The sequence below is a fragment of the Bradyrhizobium sp. USDA 3311 genome, from assembly GCF_054062495.1.
In genome coordinates this window covers 6,301,496-6,321,904 of sequence record NZ_JBSSFI010000001.1, presented here as the reverse complement: position 1 = coordinate 6,321,904, position 20,409 = coordinate 6,301,496, and the positions used below count along the sequence as shown (strand labels likewise).

The following is a 20,409-nucleotide window of genomic DNA, read 5'->3' as shown; positions in this document are numbered from 1 at the left end:
GAGGGGGGCCATGGACCGCGAATTCCTGATCGACCTGTTCGCCGATTTCGGCCCCGTCACCATCCGCAAGATGTTCTCCGGCTACGGCATCTCCGCCGACGGCACCAACTTCGCGCTCGCCCTGCGCGGGCCTGTTCTTGCGTGCCGACGAAGTGACCATCCCGGACTTCGAGACAGAAGGCTCAAAGCCGTTCCAGTACTCGACCCGCGCCAAGACCGTGACGGTCAACTCCTACTGGGAGCTGCCCGCGCGCTTGTTCGACGATTCCCAGGAGCTTGCGCAATGGGCGAGGGCGGCGCTCGCCGCCGCCCAGCGCGCCAAGGTGAAGAAGCGACCCAAGGGCAAGAAGGCGTCGAAGAAGGTCGCGCCGAAGAAGCCCGTTGCGAGGAAGCGGCCAATCAAGAAAGCGGTTCGTGGGGTGGGCAAAGCGAAGCGTGCCCACCGTTGAGGTGCTGGTGCGGAGAGACATGGTAGGCACGGCGCTGCGCGCCTTTGCCCACCCCTACACGACTTCACTCCACCGCCTTGGTCAGGCCTACCCGCATATCCTTGGCCGTGAAGACGCAGGCGCCGTCGGCAAGCATCCGGCCGTCGGCAATTCCGAGCACCAGCTTGCCGCGCCGGACCATGCGCATGGCGACCTCGTAGCGCACGCGTTGCGCGGTCGGTGTGATCTCGCCCGTACATTCCACCTCGCCGACGCCGATGGCGCGGCCTTTGCCCGGTGAGCCCGACCAGCCGAGCCAATAGCCGATCATCTGCCACATGGCGTCGAGCCCGAGAGAGGACGGCATCAGCGGATCGCCGCGAAAGTGGCAGTCGAAGAACCAATGGCCCGGTACAATGTCGAGCTCGCCGACGATATGGCCCTTGCCGAACTCGCCGCCGTCCAGGCTGATCTCGGAGATGCGGTCCATCATCAGCATCGGCGGTGCCGGCAATTGCGCATTGCCGGGACCGAAATAGCCGCCTTCGCTCGACCTCAGCAGCTCGTCCCTGGTGTAGGACGGTTGCGGCGTGTGGAAATCATGAGGGTTGGGCAAGACGACATGTCCTCGCGTCAGGCGCGTTGAGCCAGCGCGGAAGATGTCGCCCGTCAGGAAAGAATGTCAAGCGCGCGCGGTTCGGCGCGGTGCTTCCGTCACGCCACCCGGCTGTGCGTCTCCACCGCGAATTCCGGATCCGCTTCGCAGATCACGCGGTTGCGGCCGTTGCGCTTGGCGGCGTAGAGGCAGGCATCGGCGCGTTCGATCAGCGCGTCGGTGTCGTCGCCCGGCTTGAGCATGGAGACGCCGACGGAGATGGTGACGCGGCCGAGAATCTCGCCGGTGGACTTCTTCTTCAACTCCTTCGCCATCACGGCGCGGCGGATGTGGTCGGCGACCGTGAGGGCCTGGCGCAGCGCGGTGTTGGGCAGCAGGACGGCGAACTCCTCGCCGCCATAGCGCGCGGTGATGTCCTGGCCCTTGATGGTCTGCTTCATGGACAGACCGACCAGGCGCAGCACCTGGTCGCCGGTGAGATGGCCGTAGGAATCGTTGAACGACTTGAAGTGGTCGATGTCGAACAGCAGTAGCGACAGCGGCTCGCCTGATGCGAGCGCACTCTGTACCGCCATGCCGATCATGCGATCGAAATATTTGCGGTTGCCGAGGCCCGTGAGCGGGTCGGTCAGGCTCTCGGCACGGATCGCCTCCAGGCTCTGCTGGAGATTGCTGATCTCGTTCCTGGACAGCGTCAGCCGGTCTTCCAGCGCCTTGTTGGTCTCACGCATCTCGCTGGTCGAGCGCACCAGCGTCTCGACGATCGCCTTGATCTGCTCGCGGCTCTTGGCCGACGACAGCCGTTCTGTCGCGCCCGACAGGCTGGCGTCGTAGGAGCCGGTCATGCCGAGCGCATCGCCGAGAACCTTCATCACGTCATCGATCTCGCCGATGACGCGCGCACCGACCTTGTCGATGCGGTCGGTGGTCTTGATGTGGGAGAGATAGGTCTCGTAGATCTGCTCGAGATCGGCTTCGGTCAGCTTGCCGTGGCGGGCCAGCGTCTCGTTGATGATCTTGTTGAGCGGTGCGTTGTAGCCGGTCGCGTAGACGTACCAGATCTCGTAATTGCGGGGAATTGCCGTCTGCCGAAGCGATCGGATCTGACCGAGCGCCACCTCGGCGAACGCCATCGTGCGTTCGTGTTCGTCAAGCACCTTGACCACGGAACATACCCCACGGCGGCCAATGCATCGTCGACCGCAGCAATGCTTAAATTATGTTCGTAGGCTAACGGACGATCGTGAACGACCCGTAAATATACGTTCACGAATGCGTCTGAAAACGTGTGCGGCGCTCTGTCTCAACCAACCTGAAACGCGTCGCGCTTCAGGCGCCGGCGGGGGAGCGGACCGGGCGCAACAGAAACGCCGGAAGGTGGGAATGATCGCCCGGCTCGGTGTCGGCCTCGCGCTGGCGGCGCGGTTCGGGACGGCCGATCGACGGCACATGCGACGCATTGCCCTGCGGGCGCGAGCCGTGACGCGGCTCGGGTGATGGCTTGGCTTCGCGCGGAGGTCTCGGCTCGCGTGCGGGCCTCGCCTCGGGGGCGGGGCGTGCTTCGGCTGAAGGCCGCGCCTCGCGCGGCTCGTGGCTGCGCTCACGGTCGCGGCCGCGTTGCGGCTTGCCGCGTCCGCCGCGTGAACGTTCGCGGCCGCGCTGCTCGCGCGGACGGTCGGTCGCATCGCCGGCTTCTGCGTGGACTTCGTAGTCGCCTTCAGCGCGCGGAATGCTCTGGCCGATCAGCTTTTCGATCGCAACCATCGACTTCTGGTCGAGCGGCGTGACGATCGAGATCGCCGTACCGCTGCGGCCGGCGCGGCCGGTGCGGCCGACGCGATGGACGTAGTCGTCGGGATGGTGAGGGACGTCGAAATTGAAGACGTGGCTGACCTCGGGGATGTCGAGACCGCGGGCCGCGACGTCGGAGGCGACCAGCAACGGCAGCTCACCCTTGCGGAACTGCTCGAGTGCGGCCATGCGGGCCGGCTGGTCCATGTCGCCGTGCAGCGCGCCGACGCTGAAGCCGTGCTTCTGGAGCGATTTGTGCACGATCGCGACTTCGCGCTTGCGATTGCAGAAGATGATCGCGTTCTTGAGATCCTTGGCCTCGCGCAGCAGGCGGCGGAGCAGTTCGCGCTTTTCATGCGCCTCGCGCCCGGCCGGGACCTGGGACTGCGTGACGGTGACGGCGGTGGTGGCGGGCTTGGAGACTTCGACCTTCTGCGGGTTGTGCAGGAAGGTTTCGGTGATGCGCCGGATTTCCGGCGGCATGGTCGCGGTGAAGAACAGGGTCTGCCGCGTGAACGGGACGAGCTTGCAGATGCGCTCGATGTCGGGAATGAAGCCCATGTCCAGCATGCGGTCGGCTTCGTCGATGACGAGCAGTTCCACGCCGGTGAGCAGCAGGCCGCCGCGCTCGGTGTGGTCGAGCAGGCGGCCCGGGGTTGCGATCAGCACGTCGACACCGCGCGTCAGCTTGGCATCCTGGTCGCCGAACGAGACGCCGCCGATCAGCAGGGCGACGTTGAGCTTCTGGCCGGCGCCGTAGCGATCAAAATTCTCTTTGACCTGTGCCGCGAGCTCGCGGGTCGGCTCCAGGATCAGGGTGCGCGGCATGCGTGCCCGGGCTCTGCCCTTTTCGAGGATGGTGAGCATCGGCAGCACGAAGGCCGCGGTCTTGCCGGTGCCGGTCTGGGCGATGCCGAGGACGTCCTTGCGTGCGAGGACGTGAGGGATCGCCTGTTCCTGAATGGGGGTGGGGGTGGTGTAACCGGTGGCCGCCACTGCGGCGAGGACTTTTTCGGATAGTCCGAGATTTGAAAAGGACATTGAGCCTCTGGTCGAAACCGCCGTTCGGAATCGAGGGTAATAAGGCTGGTCGCGTTCCACCCCGAAACGGCGCGCTCTCTAGGAAGCTGGGGGTGCTGACTCACGCGAACAAAGCGCAAGGCTCAGGAATCGCTCTTCGATCCGAGCTGCGTCGCCCCGGAACATAGGCGGGAATTGGCCAAAGTCAATGGAGCAGGCGCGGGAAGGCCCTAAAAACCCTGAGGTTTTACCCAAATAGCGGGCCCGGCTGGGGTTTTTCGCCTCGGCCATTGGCCGGGCGGAGGCGGCGCCTAATGCCCCTCTGGGACCCGGGCCCGGAAGTCGCCGGGGGCCATGCCATAGGCGGCGTTGAAGACCCGGTAATAGGTCGCCAGGCTCTCGAAGCCGCAGGAGGTCGCGATGTCGGCGATCAACCGCTCCGGCGCCTCGCGCAGCAGGCGGCGGCTTCTCTTCAGGCGCTCGTTGGTCACGGTCTGCGAGAAGCTTTTCTCCGCGGCTTCGAACAGCATGTGCAGGTGACGCACGGAAACGCCGAGCAGGTCGGCCACCATCGACGGCGCCAGGTCCGGGTTTTGCAGGTGGCGCGCGATCAGGCGCCGCGCCTGCGAGAGACGGGCGGTCCGCAGCGCAGCCTGTCCGAGCCGGCTGCCGGGGCGCACGATGCCGCGCTCGATCAGCGCCAGATGGGCCAGGGCCTGAACCAAGGAGGTCTGGACCAGGGAGGTCGCATCGGCAGCACCGTCATCGCCAGCACCGTCATCGCCAGCGGCGACCTCGCCGAGATCGGCAAAGCAGGCCGCGAGCAGGGGCGCCAGCGCATGGTCATTGAAGGTCTTCGGCGTGAGTTCGCGGATGCGCCTGTCCTGCGCCGGGATGCGGCTCACCGGGATCTTCAGGATGCGCAGGTGGAAGCCCCCGGCGTCGAGTGGCGCGGTGCGATAGGGCAGGTCGGTATGGCTGGTGGCGAAGCTGCCATTGGCGATCGCGAAGTCGGATCCGCGCATGCCGCCGAACCAGCCGCCGCTGCCGAGCTGCTGGTAGACGCAGATGCTGTCGCCGGGTGTGTAGGCGATGTCGGAGGTGCTGCGCTCGACCGTGTAGGGCGAGGCCTTCAGCTCGACGAGACCGCCAGCGCCGAGCTGGCGCAGTGAGAATTCGCCGAAGAAGTCCGCGCGCCGTTCGCGCTCGAGCTCGGCGGTGACGCCGAACAGGCCCTTGGCGCGCACCTCGCGCCAATAGTCGAAGCGCTCCTGCGGCTCGACCTCGTCAGTGCACCAGCGATACACGATAGCCCCTCGTCCGCGAACGGAATTGCGCCTAAGAGAAACCAGATTCCAGCTGTTCTTGCCATAGGCCCAGACGATGGAACCGGTGGCTGTGCCGGTTGAACCGCCGCTATGGCTGGACCGACTATGACAACAACGGCCGAAGGTCGCCAATGGACTGTACGAGGGGCGCCGGCGGTAAGCCGTCCTGCAACGGGAATTTTTCGATGACGCGTCGGCTTTTCAGAATTCTGGTGACCCTTGGCCTCGCGGCGAGCCTTGGCGGCTTCGCGCTTCCCGCCTGCGCCGAGAAGCGCGTCGCGCTCGTCGTCGGCAACAACGACTACAGGAATGTCCCGAAACTGCTCAAGGCGGTCAACGACGCCCGCACCATGGGCGACACGCTGAAGCAGCTCGGCTTCTCGGTGATGGTGGCGGAGAACCAGAGCCGGCAGCAATTCTCCGAGACGCTGCTTGCGTTCGACCGGGCGATCGAGCCCGGCGACACCGCGTTCTTCTTCTATGCCGGCCACGGTTTCGAGATCGCGGGCCAGAACTACCTGCTGCCGACCGACGTGCCGGCGGCGACGGAAGGGCAGGAAGAGCTGGTGCGCGACGCCTCCATCCTGGCGGACCGCATCGTCGAGCGCCTTCAAAACAAGAAGGCGCGGACCTCGATACTGGTGTTCGACGCTTGCCGCAACAATCCGTTCGAGCGCAAAGGGACCCGCGCGGTCGCCGGCGGCGGCGGGCTCGCGCCGATGATGCAGCTGCCCGAAGGCGTGTTCTCCGTGTTCTCGGCCGGTCCCCGCCAGACCGCGCTCGATCGCCTCTCCAACGACGACGCCGATCCCAATTCGGTGTTCACGCGCACCTTCGCCAAGGAGCTGCTGCAACCCGGCGAGAACCTCGTGCAGGTGGCGCAGCGCACCCGCCGTCTCGTCAGCGAGATGGCCGATACCGTCAAGCACAGGCAGGTGCCGGTCTATTTCGACCAGATGGTCGACGACGTCTTCTTGAGCGGCGCCGCGAAAGACGCGGCTGCGCGGCCGGCCGATCCACCGCCGCAGAAGCTTGCGGCACTGCCGCCGGTGTCGGTGCCGCGCGTGCCGAAGGAGGAAACCACCAACGCGCCGATCGCGAGCTTCTCGCGCCACAATGGCGGCTGGAGCGTGGTGTTCTCCTTCGCCGATCCGACGCTCGGCATTTCCTGGCGCATGGCCGGCAATGGCGATTTCCGCGAGACCGGATTCATCGACACGCTCGATCCGCGCACGCGCAAGCGGATGCCGAACCCGTCGATCGAATTGCCGCCGGATGCACAGGCCGGCACCATCGAGGTCCGCTATGTCGATCAGTCGGGCGACATGCAGGGCCCGTTCCCGATCAGGTTCGATCCCGAGGCCGCGCTGATCCGCGACCAGCGCAAGATCCTCGACATGACCGCGACGAGCTGGCTGTCATTCCGCGAGTTCAACGGGCTGCTCGTCTACTACACGCACCTCGTGTCCTACCGCTGCGCCATCCGCGAGGTGCGCATCGGCATCGACACCGCGGTACCCAACCAGGTGCTGAAGATGCCGGGGTGTGACATGCGCGACCCCAGCGCGATCACCGCCGGCATGCCGCTCTACATGAAGCTCGCTCCGGCCACGCAGTTCGTCTCGGTGGAGCTGACCTATCGCGACGGCAGCGTATCGGAGATCAAGAGTTTTCGCGCGGCGAACCGCAGCAACAACTGAGGTGTCGCGCAGGCGGCGCCCGCCGCCGCTACGCGCGGCGCTTCCTGATGCGGCGCTTGATGGACTCGACGGCTTCGATCAAGGGGGGAGCCAGCGAGAAGAGCGCGCCCATCGCGATCGAAATGATGACGTGGCGAAGCAGGAGCTTCTCCGGTTCCTCGAACGGATAGCCGTTCTGGTCGATGGGCACCGGCGCAAGCGTGCCGGTCTGCCGCTGATGCGACTTCCGCGGCGGGATCATGATCACGACGAAAAGCACGTTGATCAGGATCCAGACGCCGAGCAGTATGAGGATAGTCCGCACCGCAATTTCCTGAAAGAAATCGAAATTCGTTGCAACGCTAACGGGCATTCACAGCTGCGGCAAATTAAACTTGCTTGCTGCACCGCACAGAAAACTTAAGTCGTAAATGAGGGGCGGCCTTGAACCCGAGTTCCTCCGTAAAAGTCCGGTGTTGCATCGTCGGCGGCGGACCCGCCGGCATGATGCTCGGCTATCTCCTGGGGCGCGCGGGCATCGACGTCGTGGTGCTGGAGAAGCATGCGGATTTCTTTCGCGACTTTCGCGGCGACACCGTGCATCCATCGGCGCTCCAGGTGATGGATGAGCTCGGCCTGATCGACGGTTTCCTGAAGCTGCCGCACCAGCGCTTGCAGAAGATGGACGGCCTGTTCGGCGGTACGCCGGTGCGCATCGCCGATCTGAGCCGGCTGAACACGAAGTACCCGTTCATCGCCTTCATGCCGCAATGGGACTTCCTGAACTTCCTGCGCGAGGCCGGCAAGCGCTTCGCCTCGCTCAGGGTGATGATGAACACGGAAGCCGTCGACCTGATCCGCCGCGGCGAGACGATCGCCGGCGTGCGGGCAAAGACACCGGAGGGACCGATCGACATCGAGGCGGATCTCACCATCGCCTGCGACGGCCGGCATTCGACGGTGCGCGAGCGCGCCGGTCTCGAGGTCGAGGAAATCGGCGCACCGATGGACGTGCTGTGGTTCCGCGCCGGCCGCAAGGCGGACGAGACGGAAAGTGTGTTCGCGCGCGTCGAGCCCGGCAAGATGATGATCACCTTCGACCGCGGCGACTATTGGCAATGCGCCTACGTCATCGCCAAGGGGCAGCACGATGCGGTGAAGGCGAGGGGATTGCAGGCGCTGCTCGACGACGTCGTGCGCATGGCGCCGATCCTCCGAAGCGGCATTGCCGACGTGAAGAGCTTCGACGACATCAAGCTGCTCACCGTCGCGATCAACCGCCTGGCGCGCTGGACGCGGCCGGGCCTGCTTCTCATCGGCGACGCCGCGCATGCGATGTCGCCGGTCGGCGGCGTCGGCGTCAATCTCGCCGTGCAGGATGCGGTGGCGACCGCCAACCTGCTCGCGGACAAGCTTCAGCACGGCTGCCCGTCCGAGGATGAGCTCGACGCCGTGCGCCGCCGGCGCGAGTTCCCGGTGAAGATGACGCAAGCCATGCAGGTGATCGTGCAGAACAACATCATCAGCGGCGCCCTGCAGGGCGGCGACCGGCCGTTGAAGGTGCCGCTGATCGTGCGCCTGATCACCGCGCTGCCATGGCTCCAGGGCATCCCGGCGCGCCTGATCGCGCTCGGCGTGCGGCCCGAGCACGTTCAGTCCAAGGCCGCCCCGGCATCGTAGCGCTGCAATCGGGTAGGGATAATTTCGCGTTAAATCGCGCGTGGCGCGTTGCGGGCGTGCAACAGCGCAGACGGATTCAAGCACCGCAACCTGCCAATCCGGCGTCTTAACTTTGTTGATTCAAATTTGAGTAAGACCTGCGTGTGAGCGTGCGCCCATCAAAGGACACGGGGTGTACCATGCGTAACAAATTGATTGCCGCCTTCGCCTGCACGACCGCGCTGGTTTCGACCGGCGCTGCGTCCGCCGCCGATCTCGGTGCGCGCTACACGAAGGCGCCCGCCTATGTCGAGCCGCTGTTCAACTGGACCGGTTTCTATGTCGGCGGCCACATCGGTGGCGCCTGGACCAACGAGCAGTTCATCAACAACGGCAACAGCGGCGGCTTCGGCGATCTGGTTCCGGGACAGGGCTATCGTCAGCGCAACTCGGGCGTCCTCGGCGGCGCGCAGATCGGCTACAACTGGCAGGCGAACAACTACGTGTTCGGCATGGAAGGCACGATCTCCGGCCTCGATAACAAGGGGTCGTTCCTGAATACTGCGTTCGGTGCCGGTGACGACGTGTTCTCCTGGCGCGCCAATGTGCTTGCGACCGTCGTCGGCCGCGCTGGTTTCGCCGTGCAGAACAACCTGTTCTACATCAAGGGCGGCTATGCGGGCGTGAACAACCGCCTGTCGGTCAGCGATACGGTTGGCCCGGCGACGGGCTCGGGCGGTCAGACCCACTGGGCCAACGGCTGGACCGTCGGCGCCGGCTGGGAATACGGCGTCACCCGCAACTGGATCGTCGGCCTCGAATACAATTACGCGGCCTTCGGCAGCCAGACCTATCAGCTCGGCGGCACCACGACCAACTACACCTTCGACGCCAAGCCGCGCGACCTTCAGTGGGCCGTCGTGCGCGCGAGCTACAAGTTCGACGCGCCGGCCATCGCGCGCTACTGAGCAACGAACGACCAAGCAGCAAAAAAGACGATCACTGACAAATTCAAAGCCCCGGCATTGCCGGGGCTCTTTTTTTCGTGCAGCGAGCGTGCGTCTTAGGCCATCACCGAGAACCCGCCGTCAACGGGGATCGCGGTGCCCGTGACGAAGTTCGAGGCGGGTGAGGCGAGGAACACCGCGATGCCGGCGAAGTCGTCGATCTCGCCCCAGCGCCCCGCAGGCGTCCGCGCCAGCACGCGCTCGTGCAGGCCCGACACCTGCTGCCGCGCGCCGCGGGTGAGGTCGGTGTCGATCCAGCCCGGCAGGATGGCGTTGACCTGGATGTTGTCGGGCGCCCAGGCATTGGCGCAGGCGCGCGTGTATTGCACGATGCCGCCCTTGCTCGCCGCGTAAGCCGTCGCGAAGCTGGCGCCGAAGATCGACATCATCGAGCCGATGTTGATCACCTTGCCGTTGCCGGACGCCTTCAGCGCCGGATAGGCCAGCTTCGAGCACACGAAGGCGCTGGTGAGGTTGGTATCGATCACCTTGTTCCACTCGTCGAGCTCGAGCTCGTGCGGCGGCTTGCGGATGCTCATGCCGGCATTGTTGATGAGGATGTCGATGCGGCCGAACTCCTTGACGACGCGGTCGATCATGGCTGCGACCGCCGCCTGGTCGGTCACGTCGGTGGTGACGGCGATTGCCTTCACGCCGCGCTGTCTGAGATCGGCAACGGCGGTGGCCGACTTGGTTTCGTTGCGCCCGACCACGGCGATATTGGCGCCGGCATCGGCGAGCCCGTGCGCGAGGCCGAGCCCGATGCCGCCATTGCCTCCTGTGACGATCGCGACCTTGCCGCGGAGATCGAACCGGCTGGATGTCATGCTTTCACTTCCTGGTTTCTTCTATTGGTTGCTTTGCCAGATCAGGACCAGCCCGAACCCGGCCATGGCAGCACCATAGCCGGCCCATTGCAGCTGGTTGACCATGAAGCTCGATCGCGGCCAGGGAACGGTGCCCGTGCCCTGTCCGATCCAGAGCAGCCCGACGGCGAGGACAAACAGGCCTGCGATCAGCAGAAATCTGCGCATGCATTCCTCCCCGTTGGTCTGGTTCCGCCGCGGCCTAAGGCATGAACGACTGCCGCGGCCACGAAAACTTGGGCGCACAGTAACCGTAGCTGCGGTTCGGATACAACGGCGGCGCTCGCACAAGTGTCCGGCGTAAGCGGGAGCCACGGCGATGCGCGCTGCTCGGGGTAGGGCGATCACCAATACGGACCGGGCGGAGATCGAAGTCAGCTCGCCTGCGCCTGCAAGTCGCTGAAGGCGGTCGTCGGCCGCCGGCATTCCCGCAACGAAAAAGCCCCGGACGATGCCGGGGCTTTGACGTCTGAACTTGCGTTCGGATCAGTACTTGGCGACGACCGGGCCGGTCCAGTTGAAGCGGTAGACCAGCGAGGTCGAAACCGTCTGGTTCCAGCTGTTGGCGCGGATGCTGTTGACCAGCGGAACGTTGCCGGCGTCGAGCAGCTCGGTCTGGGTCTTGGCATTGTAGAAGGCCGAGCGATATTCGGTCTTCATGAACCAGCCGGGCGAGGTGATGCCGAAGATATTCAGGCTGTTCTCGACGCCGCCACCGATGAACCAGCCGTTGCGGTTGTAGCTGGCGAGATGAGCGCCGACGGGCACGCCCGCGAGGTCCGTGAAGTTGGTCTGGCCGAAGTGAGCGCCTGAGTAACCGCCATTGACGTAGGAGAGAACGTTCGGGGCGACCAGCCAGCCGAGGCGAACGCCCGCGGCCCAGGAGTCTTCCAGCTTCTGGTTGCCGGTGATGCCGAAGATCGGATCCTGAATGGTGGCGCGGATGCTGCCGAACTGACCGTCGGCGAACACACCGGCGACCCAAGTGCCGCTGAACTGCCAGTCGTAGCCGAGACCGACGGTGCCGAACCAGCCCGAGCCACCCTGGCGTTGGGTGATCGTCAGCGGGGTGCCCGTGACAGTATCAACCACGCTCTGGTCAGCGTTCGACAGGCCACCGCCGCCACCGCCGAAGATGTAGAAGCCGGTCCAGTTGGCAACCGGAGCCGCCATCGGAGCCTTCACGTAGGGACGCGCCGCGAGATCAGCCGCCGAGGCCGAACCGGTCATCGCCGCAACCGCGGTCAGAGCCAGCAAAATCTTCTTCATGATAAAATCCCCAACCTTGGTCTGTAGCAGGCGCGAGCGCACTGAAGTTCGTGTCATCTGATGCCCGGACTATAGACGCTTTCCGCCGAAATGCTGTTGCGTGGCAGGCACAGTCGCCGGAAAACGCCCGCCGGCCGGCCCCGGGGAGGATGACGTTAGACTTACAAAAAGAGATGTAATTTCAGTGCGTTATGTGGATTTTCGAATTCCTGGCCCGGGTAAGATTTCGTTAGCAAACTCAGCCTTGTCCGAAGCGGAGGTAGTCCTGCCTCGGCCTTGGTGCCGGTGAGTCGCGGGCCGAGTCGCGGGCCGGTGCGCGGCGTGGAGCGGCGGCGTCCGGCATGAAGTGCCGGGACGAGGGCGGTATCGTCTCCACAAATGAAAAAGCCCCGGACTTGAGCCGGGGCTTTTCGACGGGACCGCGCGAGGTCAGACGTCGAGCAGATCCTCGTTCGCGAATTCGGCCTTGTCCGAAATGAAGGCAAACCGCGCCTCGGCTTTGGTGCCCATCAGACGTTCCACCGAATCGGCGGTGGTGTCGCGATCATCCGCCAGCAGGACCACCTTCAGCATGGTCCGCTTGGCCGGATCCATGGTGGTCTCCTTGAGCTGCGCCGGCATCATTTCGCCGAGGCCTTTGAAGCGGTTCACCTCGACCTTGGCGTTGGCGTTGAACTCGCTCTTGATCAGCGCCTCCTTGTGCGCGTCATCGCGGGCGTAGACCGACTTCGAGCCGTGGGTGAGCTTGTAGAGCGGCGGCACCGCGAGGAAGAGGTGGCCCTCGTCGATCAGCCGCGGCATCTGCCGGTAGAAGAAGGTGATCAGCAGCGAGGCGATATGGGCGCCGTCGACGTCGGCGTCGGTCATGATGATGATGCGCTGATAGCGCAGATCCTCTTCGCGATATTGCGCGAGCGTGCCGCAGCCGATCGCCTGCACGAGGTCGGAAAGCTGGGCGTTCGCCGTCAGCTTGTCCTTGCCGGCAGAAGCGACGTTGAGGATCTTGCCGCGCAGCGGCAGCACGGCCTGGGTCTTGCGGTCGCGTGCCTGCTTGGCGCTGCCGCCGGCCGAGTCGCCCTCGACGATGAACAGTTCGGAACCTTCGGTGCCGGCGTCGCTGCAGTCGGCGAGCTTGCCGGGCAGGCGCAGCTTCTTGCCCGCGGTTTTCCGCGCGGTCTCCTTCTCCTGGCGGCGGCGCAGGCGCTCCTCGGCGCGGTCGATCACGAAGTCGAGCAGCTTGTTGGCCTGGTTCGGATTGCCCGACAGCCAATGGTCGAACGGATCCTTCATTGCCTGCTCGACGATGCGTTGCGCTTCGGCGGTAGCGAGCCGATCCTTGGTCTGGCCCTGGAATTCAGGCTCGCGCACGAACACCGAGAGCATCACCGCCGCACCCACCATCACGTCTTCCGACGTGATGGACGAGGCGCGCTTGCCCTGGCCGACGCGCTCGGCGTGATCCTTCAGGCCGCGCAGCAGCGCGCTCCGCAGGCCGGATTCATGCGTGCCGCCATCGGGCGTCGGCACCGTGTTGGTGTAGGACGAGAGGAAGCCGTCGGCATCCGCGGTCCAGGCGACCGCCCATTCGCAGGCGCCATGCGCGCCGTTGCGGCCCGACTTGCCGGAGAAGATGTCGGGATGCACCAGCGTGTCGGCGTGGATCGCGGCGGCGAGATAATCCTTCAGGCCGCCGGGGAAGTGGAAAGTCGCTTCCGCCGGCACGTCGTCGATGCCCTTGAGCAGTTCGGGCGCGCAGTTCCAGCGGATCTCGACGCCGCCGAACAGATAGGCCTTTGAACGCGTCATCTTGAACAGGCGCTGCGGCTTGAACGCGGCCTTGGCGCCGAAGATGTCGGTATCGGGCTTGAAGCGCACGCGCGTGCCGCGGCGGTTGTTGATCTTGCCGAGATCCTCGAGCTTGCCCTTGGGGTGCCCGCGCTCGAACGTCATGCGGTAGAGTTTCTGGCTGCGCGCGACCTCGACCTCGAGAAGGGAGGAGAGGGCGTTCACGACGGAGATGCCGACGCCGTGCAGGCCGCCCGAGGTCTCGTAGACCTTGCTGTCGAACTTGCCGCCCGAATGCAGTGTGCACATGATGACTTCGAGCGCCGACTTCTTCGGAAACTTCGGGTGCGGATCGATCGGGATGCCGCGGCCGTTGTCGGTGACGGTGAGAAAGCCGTCCGCGCTGAGCTCGACGCCGATGAAGGTCGCGTGCCCGGCGAGCGCCTCGTCCATCGAGTTGTCGATGACTTCGGCGAACAGGTGATGCAGCGCCTTCTCGTCAGTTCCGCCGATATACATGCCGGGTCGGCGCCGCACCGGTTCCAGGCCTTCGAGCACCTCGATGTCGGCCGCGGTGTAGTCGGCTTCCGCGCCGCCCGCGCGTGGCGACGCCTTGGCGGCGGCGCGGGGCTTCGGCTCGTTGCCGCCGAAAAAGTCGTCTTTTGCTTTTGGTTTCAACTGCTTGGACATGAATTTTGATGTGTTTTGAGGGCCGCGCGGGCGGCGAATCGGTTCGGGCGACTATGACACGGCTGGCCTGGAAAGGTCACCGCAGGGCCGGCGGGGGCTGGGGTTGGGAGCTAATCCCGGCGATTTTACGCCGCGGGCCGCTCTGTTCCCGGCAATTTGACGGTGAGGTCGACGCTCAGCCGGGTTTTGTGACTTGATGTCACACAAGTCCCTGGCTTACCAGTCTTTTTCACTGAGCAGGACCTTGAGACGGGGCGGGAAGGCTATTCTGGCATGGAGCAGTTTGCGCACGCACTGGCCGACTTCGTGCGTGCTCACGAGGCTTGGGCGGCTCCGATCGTGTTCCTGCTGGCGTTCGGGGAGTCGCTCGCCTTCATCTCGCTGCTCATTCCGGCCTGGGGCGCACTGGTGGCGATCGGCGCGCTGATCGGGGTCAGCGGCATCAGCTTCTATCCGGTGTGGATTGCCGGCGGCCTCGGCGCGGCGCTCGGCGACTGGGTCTCCTACTGGTTCGGCTATCGCTACAAGGAGCATGTCGCGCAGATGTGGCCGCTCTCGCGCTATCCGGAACTTCTGCCCAGGGGTGAGGCCTTCGTGCGGAGCTGGGGCGTGCCCAGCATCTTCATCGGCCGGTTCTTCGGCCCCTTGCGCGCGTCCGTGCCGCTTGCTGCCGGCATTTTCGAGATGCCCTATTGGAGCTTCCAGGCCGCCAATTTCGTCTCGGCGCTGGTCTGGTCGGCGGCGCTGCTGCTGTTCGGCGACGTGATCGCGAAGATCATGGAATGGATCTGGCGCGTGATCTGACGCCTGAACCTTGACGGGAACCGGATCTGGCCCTATAGCCCCGCGCCATGATCAACGCCGCGACCATCCTGTTCGCCCGTCGCCGCCGCCGCTCTTTAGCGGTTTGGGCGGTCGATCGCGTTTGAGATCATCGTCTTTGCCGCTGGACCCGATCCGCGGCATTCTTTCTCCTGTCAGCGCGATCTGATCCGGCGGCCCCCCAAGGAGGCCCAGCAGGAGACCACGATGTACACCCCACCTTTTTTCAAGCAGGACCGCGCCGCGAGCCTGAAATTCGCTGAGGAGCGCGGCTTCGGCACGATGTGCGCCTTCGACGGCCACAGGCCGGTCGCCTCGCCGCTGCCGTTCTACCTGACCTATGCCGCCGACGGCACGCCGCAGGCCGCCTTTCATGTCGCCCGTCACAATCCGCTGCTAAAGCTTGCGGACGGCGCGACCTCCTGGCTGCTCGTGGTCAACGGCCCCGATGCCTATGTATCGCCGGACTGGTACGTCTCGCCGGACCAGGTGCCGACATGGCTCTACCAGTCGGTGCATCTGACCGGGTCGGTGCGGCTGCTGTGTCGGATGACGAGCTGTCGGTGCAGATCGATACGCTCAGCGACAAGTTCGAGAGCTGGCTCTTGCCGAAGAAGCCGTGGACGTCGGGCAAGATGACGGCGGGCCGGCTCGAGGCAATGAAGAAGGGGATCGTGGGCCTGATCATGACGGTTGAAGAGGTCGAAGGCAGCTTCAAGCTCAACCAGCACAAATCGGACGCCGACTATACGGCGATCGCCAACGCGCTCGGTGCGCAACCCGCCGCCGACGCGAGGGAGATCGCGCAACTGATGCAGGACGTGAGGCCGGAAGCCTTCGCGGCCGAAACCAACAAGCTCGAAAGGAGCGTGCCATGAGCCTTACTGATACCAAACAGGCCCCGAAGGCGGGCGCTGCGACCAAGCCCGCCACCGTCTTCGTCGACGGCGGCTCCGGCACCACCGGGCTCGGCATCAACGAGCGGCTGAAGCTCCAGAGCGATGTCGCGGTGAAGACGATCGCCGACGACAAGCGCAAGGATCCCGCGGTGAAGAAGGCGCTGATGGAGGAGGTCGATCTCGTCATCCTCTGCCTGCCCGACGAGGCCGCCAAGGAGACGGTTGCGCTCATCGACAGCATGGGGCCGTCGGGCCCGAAGGTGCTGGACGCCTCGACCGCCTACCGGGTTGCGCCCGACTGGGCCTACGGCTTTCCGGAACTGACGCCGGATCAGCCCGCCAAGATCAAGGCCGCGAAGAAGGTCTCCAATCCCGGCTGCTATCCGACCGGCGCGATCGCGCTCTTGCGGCCGATCGTCGATGCCGGGCTGTTGCCATCAGACTATCCCGTCACGGTGAACGCGGTGAGCGGCTATTCCGGCGGCGGCAAGTCGATGATCGCGAGCTTCGAAGACGGCAGCGCGCCGTCCTTCGAGCTCTACGGCCTCGGCTTCGAGCACAAGCATCTGCCGGAGATGCAGCTCTATTCGAACCTGACGCGGCGGCCGATCTTCATTCCCTCGGTCGGCAACTACCGGCAGGGCATGCTGGTCTCGGTGCCGCTCCAGCTCGACACGCTGCCGGGCAAGCCCAGCGGTGCCGATCTCCAGGCCGCGCTGGCGAAACGCTACGCCGGCTCGAAATACGTCTCGGTGATGCCGCTCCAGAACGAGGCGAGCAAGGGCGGCCGGCTCGAGCCGGAGGCGCTGAACGAGACCAACATGCTCGAGCTCTACGTCTTCGCCAGCGACAAATATCACCAGGCCGTGCTGGTCGCCCGGCTCGACAATCTCGGCAAGGGTGCCTCGGGCGCGGCCGTGCAGAACATGCGGCTGATGCTGGGCCTGCCGGAGGCGTAGCGGCAAGGCTCTCTCTCCACCGTCGCCGCGAGCGAAGCGAAGCAATCCAGAATCTTTCCGCGGCGACAGTCTGGATTGCTTCGCGCCTCGCCATGACGCCGGGAATGCTCGGCAGCAAGATACGCGGCTGCCGGGGCTCTTCGTGCCGTGCCAAAACTCAGCGCAAAATCACGTCCGCCGGAAACGGCCGAACGGGACGGCCGGCACAGACATTGTCACGCGCCACCACCGCGTCGTGGTGAGACTTTTCGATTTCACCGAGCGAGCGGCTGGAGATGTCGCACGCCTCCTGATGGTCTTGCGCGTAGGCGTGCAGGGAACTCCAGGAGAGCGATGCGCGGATGTAAGCGTTACAGCGGTCCGGCATCAATCCACGGTTCATCGGCTTGGTGGCTTCGATGGCTTCGCTGCGCAGGCGCATCAGTTCGGAGCATTGCGCCTGCACCTCGCCGCCAAATCCGGCGAGCGCGCTCATCGCGATGGCTGAAAGAAGGGTCCGCATCCGGAATCCTCGCTTCGGCTGCCTCAGCCCGCGTGACAATATCGCAGATCGCAGGGGCCTGCGCCTGCTTTTCGGATGCTCAAAGCACCTTGAAGATCGCCAGCGCCAGGACGGCCTGCGCGAGGAAGCCGACGGTGAAGGCCAGGGTGCGGAACACCGGGATTCCCATCGCGTAGACGATCAGATGTGCGACGCGCGACCAGAAATAGACCGCGCAAGCGAGAACGGTCCATTTCGACGAATAGTCGATCGCGTTCAGGATCAGCACCAGCGGTGCGAAGATCACGAGATTTTCCACGGCGTTGTCATGCGCGAACATGAGTCGCGTCGCCCAGGGCGATTGCGGCTTGTCGCTGCGGGAGGGGTTTGCCATGGCGCCCGACAGCCCGCGAACCTGGCAGCGGTCGAGGATGTAGGGGACCCACAGGATGCCAGTGAAAATCACCGTCAGTGTCAGCCAGAACAATTCACGCGTCATAACCCGGTCCCCTCATTCATCACTGTGCTGAAGGTGAGCTTATACAAGCGCAGGAGATTCCGCTATGCGCGAACCCTGACATAGCTGCCGGGTGCATCCTCGATCGGGGGGAGCGCCTCGCTGCCGACTGCGCGCGCCGGGACTTCCTCGGGGTCGAGCTCGCCGAGCCATTGCCGCCAGTCCGGCCACCACGAGCCCTTGTGCTCGACCGCGCCCTTCATCCACTCGGCGACGTTGACGTCCTTGATGTTGTCGTTGGTCCAGTACTGGTACTTGTTCGAGGCGGGCGGGTTGACGACGCCGGCGATATGGCCCGAGCCGGACAGCACGTATTTCACCGGGCCGCCGAAGAATTGCGAGCCGTACAGCACCGACTCGGCCGGCGCGATGTGGTCCTCGCGGGTGGCGAGGTTGTAGACGGGCACCTTGACCTTGGAGAGATCGAGCAGCGTGTTGTCGAGCACCATCGTGCCAGTGGACAGCCGGTTCTCCAGATAGCAATTGCGCAGGTAATAGGAATGGTTCGACGCGGTCATGCGCGTCGCATCCGAATTCCAGTGCAACAGGTCGAACGCGCTCGGCTGCTGGCCCTTCAAATAGTTGCTGACGACATAGGACCAGATCAAATCGTTGGAGCGCAGCATGTTGAAGGCCATCGCCATCTTCGAGCCTTCGAGCACGCCGGCGGTCTTCATGTCGTGCTCGAGCGATGCGATCTGATCCTCGTCGACGAACACGAGGAGATCGCCGGCATGGGTGAAGTCCACCTGCGCCGCGAAGAACGTCGCCGAGCTCACGCGCTGGCGGCGCTTCTCGGCAAGCCAGGCCAGGGTGGTAGCGAGCATCGTGCCGCCGACGCAATAGCCGGCGGTGTGCACCTTCATCTCGCCGGTGACCTTCTCGATCACGTCCATCGCCGTGAGCGGGCCTTCCTTCATGTAGTCTTCCCAGCTCTTGTTGCCGAGCCGCTTGTCGGGATTGACCCATGAGATCACGAACACGGTGATGCCCTGGTCGACGCACCACTTGATGTAGGATTTTTCCGGCTTGAGATCGAGAATGTAGAACTTGTTGATCCAGGGCGGCACGATCAGGAGCGGGGTGCGCAGCACGTTCTCCGTGGTCGGAGAATACTGGATGAGCTGCATCATCTCGTTCTGGTAGATCACCTTGCCCGGCGTCGTCGCCATGTTGACGCCGACGACGAGATTGTCCGGGTTGGACTGGCGGATCTTGAGCATGCCCTTGCCGGCCGCGATGTCCTCGGCCAGCATCTTCAGGCCGCGCGCCAGATTCTCGCCGCTGCTCGCCACCGTCTCGCGCAGCACTTCCGGATTGGTCAGCACGAAGTTCGAGGGCGACAGCGCGTTGGTGACCTGCTGGACGTAGAACTCGGCCTTGCGGCGGGTCTGCGGGTCGAGCCCCTCGGCGTCACGCACCAGCTCCTGCGCCCATTTGGTCGTGAGCAGATAGAGCTGCATCACGAAATCGAAGAACTGGTTCGACTTCCATTCCGGATCGGCGAAACGCTTGTCGCGCGGCGAGGGCGCAATCGCGGGCGGGGCGTCCTGGCCGGCCATGCGGCGCGCCGCCGCGCCCCAGAGGTCGAGATAGTCCTTGGCGAGCTTGGTCTGGAGATCGGACGAGCGCGAGGTGTCCGACAGCCAGTATTCGGCGACCGATGTGAAGGCCTTGACGACTTCGGCAAGCTCGGCCGGCGGACGGTCCTGCACCTCGCCGCTCTCGCGCGGCTTGAGGAAGGCGGCCAGCGCCTTGCCGCCGCTCTCCATCGCCCGCGCGACATTCATCGCGAAGGCTTCCGCATCGAACTTCGTCTCGGGTTTGGGCGTGTCGGTCGTGGCCATACTCATGAGCAGAACAGTAACGATTCATTCCGTATTCGTCACCGCGAAGCTCGCATGTTTGACGTTAAACACTCTCGAAGATGTGTTGCACTGCGACAAATTTTCTTGGTTCCGTCACAATCGAGCCGCACCGCTCGGTTTGGTAGTGCCGGGGTGTTTTCTCGCTCGGACCATTTGGGCAGCAATGGTTTGAGCTTGGGCGCGGTCTTGGGTAAGGTTGCCCGGGGCCGTGCTTTGGGACGAGTAGGGGATTTTCCCAAGTGTTGGCGTTGAGGGACCTGCAAAAGTCGCTGCTGATCTGCGGCGCGCTGCTGAGCGTGGCGTTCGCGCTGGGCGGCTGCTCGAGTCAGCTCGCGGACATGACGCCTGCGGATGCGCAGGCGCATTCCAGGGAGCCCGGCACCTATTTGCCGGTGCATGATCTGCCGCCGGAGCGCGATCAGGCGGTCATCCCGCCGGACCAGCGCGCCAAGATCGAGGCCGAGCTTGCCGCCGCGCGCGACCGCCAGGCGGTCGCCGCCAAGGATGCCAAATGAGGCGGTGCAAGGTAATCGCTGGCGCGACCGCCTTGGCGTGCTAAAAAGACCTCAGTTCAGCCGAGAGTCAGGGCGAACGACTTCAGCCCCCGTCGTCGGAAGTTGCTCTAAACGTTTGATTTTGAGCAATTTTTGCGAAGGGGGCGAGCGCGTCTCCGAACGGCCGTTCTAGCCTGTCGATTCTGTCCTGACCGGGTGCCCGGAGCCCAG

18 protein-coding genes and 2 pseudogenes are annotated in these 20,409 nt (G+C 64.7%); 8 read left to right on the top strand and 12 right to left on the bottom strand.

Going from position 1 to position 20,409, the window contains the following annotated elements; translation table 11 throughout:
- Positions 1-10: 10 nt before the first annotated feature.
- A pseudogene (locus ACVWW6_RS30510) lies at positions 11-449 on the top strand (TfoX/Sxy family protein).
- A gap of 64 nt (positions 450-513) precedes the next feature.
- Here the strand turns inward: ACVWW6_RS30510 and fabA are convergent.
- The 4 genes from fabA to ACVWW6_RS30490 form a co-directional block, all read right to left on the bottom strand.
- The gene (gene fabA / locus ACVWW6_RS30505) at positions 514-1,044 is read right to left on the bottom strand and encodes a bifunctional 3-hydroxydecanoyl-ACP dehydratase/trans-2-decenoyl-ACP isomerase (RefSeq protein WP_271557361.1); all 531 of its coding nucleotides are present in this window, start codon (positions 1,042-1,044) and stop codon (positions 514-516) included.
- A 98-nt stretch (positions 1,045-1,142) separates the two neighbouring features.
- Positions 1,143-2,210 (bottom strand): GGDEF domain-containing protein, encoded by a 1,068-nt coding sequence (locus ACVWW6_RS30500; RefSeq protein ID WP_011087119.1) that lies wholly within the window; start codon positions 2,208-2,210, stop codon positions 1,143-1,145.
- A 163-nt stretch (positions 2,211-2,373) separates the two neighbouring features.
- On the bottom strand, positions 2,374-3,876 hold the full coding sequence (locus ACVWW6_RS30495) for a DEAD/DEAH box helicase (RefSeq protein ID WP_456681931.1): 1,503 nt from the start codon (positions 3,874-3,876) through the stop codon (positions 2,374-2,376).
- A gap of 290 nt (positions 3,877-4,166) precedes the next feature.
- Positions 4,167-5,162 (bottom strand): helix-turn-helix domain-containing protein, encoded by a 996-nt coding sequence (locus ACVWW6_RS30490; protein WP_456681930.1) that lies wholly within the window; start codon positions 5,160-5,162, stop codon positions 4,167-4,169.
- Positions 5,163-5,368: 206 nt separating this feature from the next.
- Here ACVWW6_RS30490 and ACVWW6_RS30485 point away from each other — a divergent pair, with 206 nt between their 5' ends.
- Positions 5,369-6,883, top strand: a complete 1,515-nt coding sequence (locus tag ACVWW6_RS30485; RefSeq protein ID WP_038967108.1) for a caspase family protein — start codon at positions 5,369-5,371, stop codon at positions 6,881-6,883.
- A 28-nt stretch (positions 6,884-6,911) separates the two neighbouring features.
- Here ACVWW6_RS30485 and ACVWW6_RS30480 read toward each other — a convergent pair whose 3' ends face one another.
- Entirely contained in the window at positions 6,912-7,187 is a 276-nt protein-coding gene (locus ACVWW6_RS30480; RefSeq protein WP_161535036.1) for a hypothetical protein, read from the bottom strand.
- 119 nt (positions 7,188-7,306) lie between these two features.
- Between ACVWW6_RS30480 and ACVWW6_RS30475 the strand changes: the two genes are divergently transcribed.
- Together ACVWW6_RS30475 and ACVWW6_RS30470 are read left to right on the top strand one after the other, a co-directional pair.
- Entirely contained in the window at positions 7,307-8,542 is a 1,236-nt protein-coding gene (locus ACVWW6_RS30475) for an FAD-dependent oxidoreductase (RefSeq protein WP_456681929.1), read from the top strand.
- Between the two features lie 179 nt (positions 8,543-8,721).
- A complete protein-coding gene (locus ACVWW6_RS30470) occupies positions 8,722-9,489 on the top strand; it encodes an outer membrane protein (protein WP_456681928.1) in 768 nt (255 codons plus the stop codon).
- Between the two features lie 95 nt (positions 9,490-9,584).
- Here ACVWW6_RS30470 and ACVWW6_RS30465 read toward each other — a convergent pair whose 3' ends face one another.
- From ACVWW6_RS30465 to parE, 4 genes are all read right to left on the bottom strand, one after another.
- Positions 9,585-10,355, bottom strand: a complete 771-nt coding sequence (locus tag ACVWW6_RS30465; RefSeq protein WP_060911855.1) for an SDR family NAD(P)-dependent oxidoreductase — start codon at positions 10,353-10,355, stop codon at positions 9,585-9,587.
- Positions 10,356-10,376: 21 nt separating this feature from the next.
- The gene (locus tag ACVWW6_RS30460; RefSeq protein WP_027542625.1) at positions 10,377-10,562 is read right to left on the bottom strand and encodes a hypothetical protein; all 186 of its coding nucleotides are present in this window, start codon (positions 10,560-10,562) and stop codon (positions 10,377-10,379) included.
- A 318-nt stretch (positions 10,563-10,880) separates the two neighbouring features.
- Positions 10,881-11,663: an outer membrane protein gene (locus tag ACVWW6_RS30455; RefSeq protein WP_038967111.1), complete on the bottom strand. Its 783-nt coding sequence runs from the start codon at positions 11,661-11,663 to the stop codon at positions 10,881-10,883.
- Between the two features lie 429 nt (positions 11,664-12,092).
- The gene (parE, locus tag ACVWW6_RS30450; protein ID WP_011087127.1) at positions 12,093-14,138 is read right to left on the bottom strand and encodes a DNA topoisomerase IV subunit B; all 2,046 of its coding nucleotides are present in this window, start codon (positions 14,136-14,138) and stop codon (positions 12,093-12,095) included.
- Between the two features lie 273 nt (positions 14,139-14,411).
- Here parE and ACVWW6_RS30445 point away from each other — a divergent pair, with 273 nt between their 5' ends.
- From ACVWW6_RS30445 to argC, 3 genes and pseudogenes are all read left to right on the top strand, one after another.
- Positions 14,412-14,942: a DedA family protein gene (locus ACVWW6_RS30445; RefSeq protein ID WP_011087128.1), complete on the top strand. Its 531-nt coding sequence runs from the start codon at positions 14,412-14,414 to the stop codon at positions 14,940-14,942.
- Between the two features lie 225 nt (positions 14,943-15,167).
- Positions 15,168-15,838 (top strand): annotated as a pseudogene (locus ACVWW6_RS30440) (FMN-binding negative transcriptional regulator).
- The gene (gene argC, locus ACVWW6_RS30435; RefSeq protein WP_271557379.1) at positions 15,835-16,818 is read left to right on the top strand and encodes an N-acetyl-gamma-glutamyl-phosphate reductase; all 984 of its coding nucleotides are present in this window, start codon (positions 15,835-15,837) and stop codon (positions 16,816-16,818) included. Before ACVWW6_RS30440 ends, argC begins: the two are co-directional and overlap by 4 nt.
- 157 nt (positions 16,819-16,975) lie before the next feature.
- Here argC and ACVWW6_RS30430 read toward each other — a convergent pair whose 3' ends face one another.
- The 3 genes from ACVWW6_RS30430 to ACVWW6_RS30420 form a co-directional block, all read right to left on the bottom strand.
- On the bottom strand, positions 16,976-17,320 hold the full coding sequence (locus tag ACVWW6_RS30430; RefSeq protein WP_456681927.1) for a hypothetical protein: 345 nt from the start codon (positions 17,318-17,320) through the stop codon (positions 16,976-16,978).
- A gap of 79 nt (positions 17,321-17,399) precedes the next feature.
- Positions 17,400-17,798 carry an MAPEG family protein gene (locus ACVWW6_RS30425; protein WP_011087131.1) on the bottom strand — a complete coding sequence of 133 codons (399 nt, stop codon included), beginning with the start codon at positions 17,796-17,798 and terminating at the stop codon, positions 17,400-17,402.
- A 62-nt stretch (positions 17,799-17,860) separates the two neighbouring features.
- Complete coding sequence (locus tag ACVWW6_RS30420; protein ID WP_271557383.1) at positions 17,861-19,669, bottom strand: PHA/PHB synthase family protein; 1,809 nt, start codon at positions 19,667-19,669, stop codon at positions 17,861-17,863.
- A gap of 254 nt (positions 19,670-19,923) precedes the next feature.
- Here ACVWW6_RS30420 and ACVWW6_RS30415 point away from each other — a divergent pair, with 254 nt between their 5' ends.
- A complete protein-coding gene (locus tag ACVWW6_RS30415; RefSeq protein ID WP_028171283.1) occupies positions 19,924-20,199 on the top strand; it encodes a hypothetical protein in 276 nt (91 codons plus the stop codon).
- Positions 20,200-20,409: the final 210 nt, after the last annotated feature.

Bases quoted from the DNA above. Each gene is read 5' to 3' on its own strand.
- ACVWW6_RS30470 (WP_456681928.1), top strand. From the start codon at position 8,722: ATGCGTAACAAATTGATTGCCGCCTTCGCCTGCACGACCGCGCTGGTT.
- ACVWW6_RS30485 (WP_038967108.1), top strand. From the start codon at position 5,369: ATGACGCGTCGGCTTTTCAGAATTCTGGTGACCCTTGGCCTCGCGGCG.
- ACVWW6_RS30465 (WP_060911855.1), bottom strand. From the start codon at position 10,355: ATGACATCCAGCCGGTTCGATCTCCGCGGCAAGGTCGCGATCGTCACA.
- parE (WP_011087127.1), bottom strand. From the start codon at position 14,138: ATGTCCAAGCAGTTGAAACCAAAAGCAAAAGACGACTTTTTCGGCGGC.
- ACVWW6_RS30495 (WP_456681931.1), bottom strand. From the start codon at position 3,876: ATGTCCTTTTCAAATCTCGGACTATCCGAAAAAGTCCTCGCCGCAGTG.
- ACVWW6_RS30420 (WP_271557383.1), bottom strand. From the start codon at position 19,669: ATGAGTATGGCCACGACCGACACGCCCAAACCCGAGACGAAGTTCGAT.
- ACVWW6_RS30455 (WP_038967111.1), bottom strand. From the start codon at position 11,663: ATGAAGAAGATTTTGCTGGCTCTGACCGCGGTTGCGGCGATGACCGGT.
- ACVWW6_RS30460 (WP_027542625.1), bottom strand. From the start codon at position 10,562: ATGCGCAGATTTCTGCTGATCGCAGGCCTGTTTGTCCTCGCCGTCGGG.
- ACVWW6_RS30430 (WP_456681927.1), bottom strand. From the start codon at position 17,320: ATGCGGACCCTTCTTTCAGCCATCGCGATGAGCGCGCTCGCCGGATTT.
- ACVWW6_RS30445 (WP_011087128.1), top strand. From the start codon at position 14,412: ATGGAGCAGTTTGCGCACGCACTGGCCGACTTCGTGCGTGCTCACGAG.
- ACVWW6_RS30425 (WP_011087131.1), bottom strand. From the start codon at position 17,798: ATGACGCGTGAATTGTTCTGGCTGACACTGACGGTGATTTTCACTGGC.
- argC (WP_271557379.1), top strand. From the start codon at position 15,835: ATGAGCCTTACTGATACCAAACAGGCCCCGAAGGCGGGCGCTGCGACC.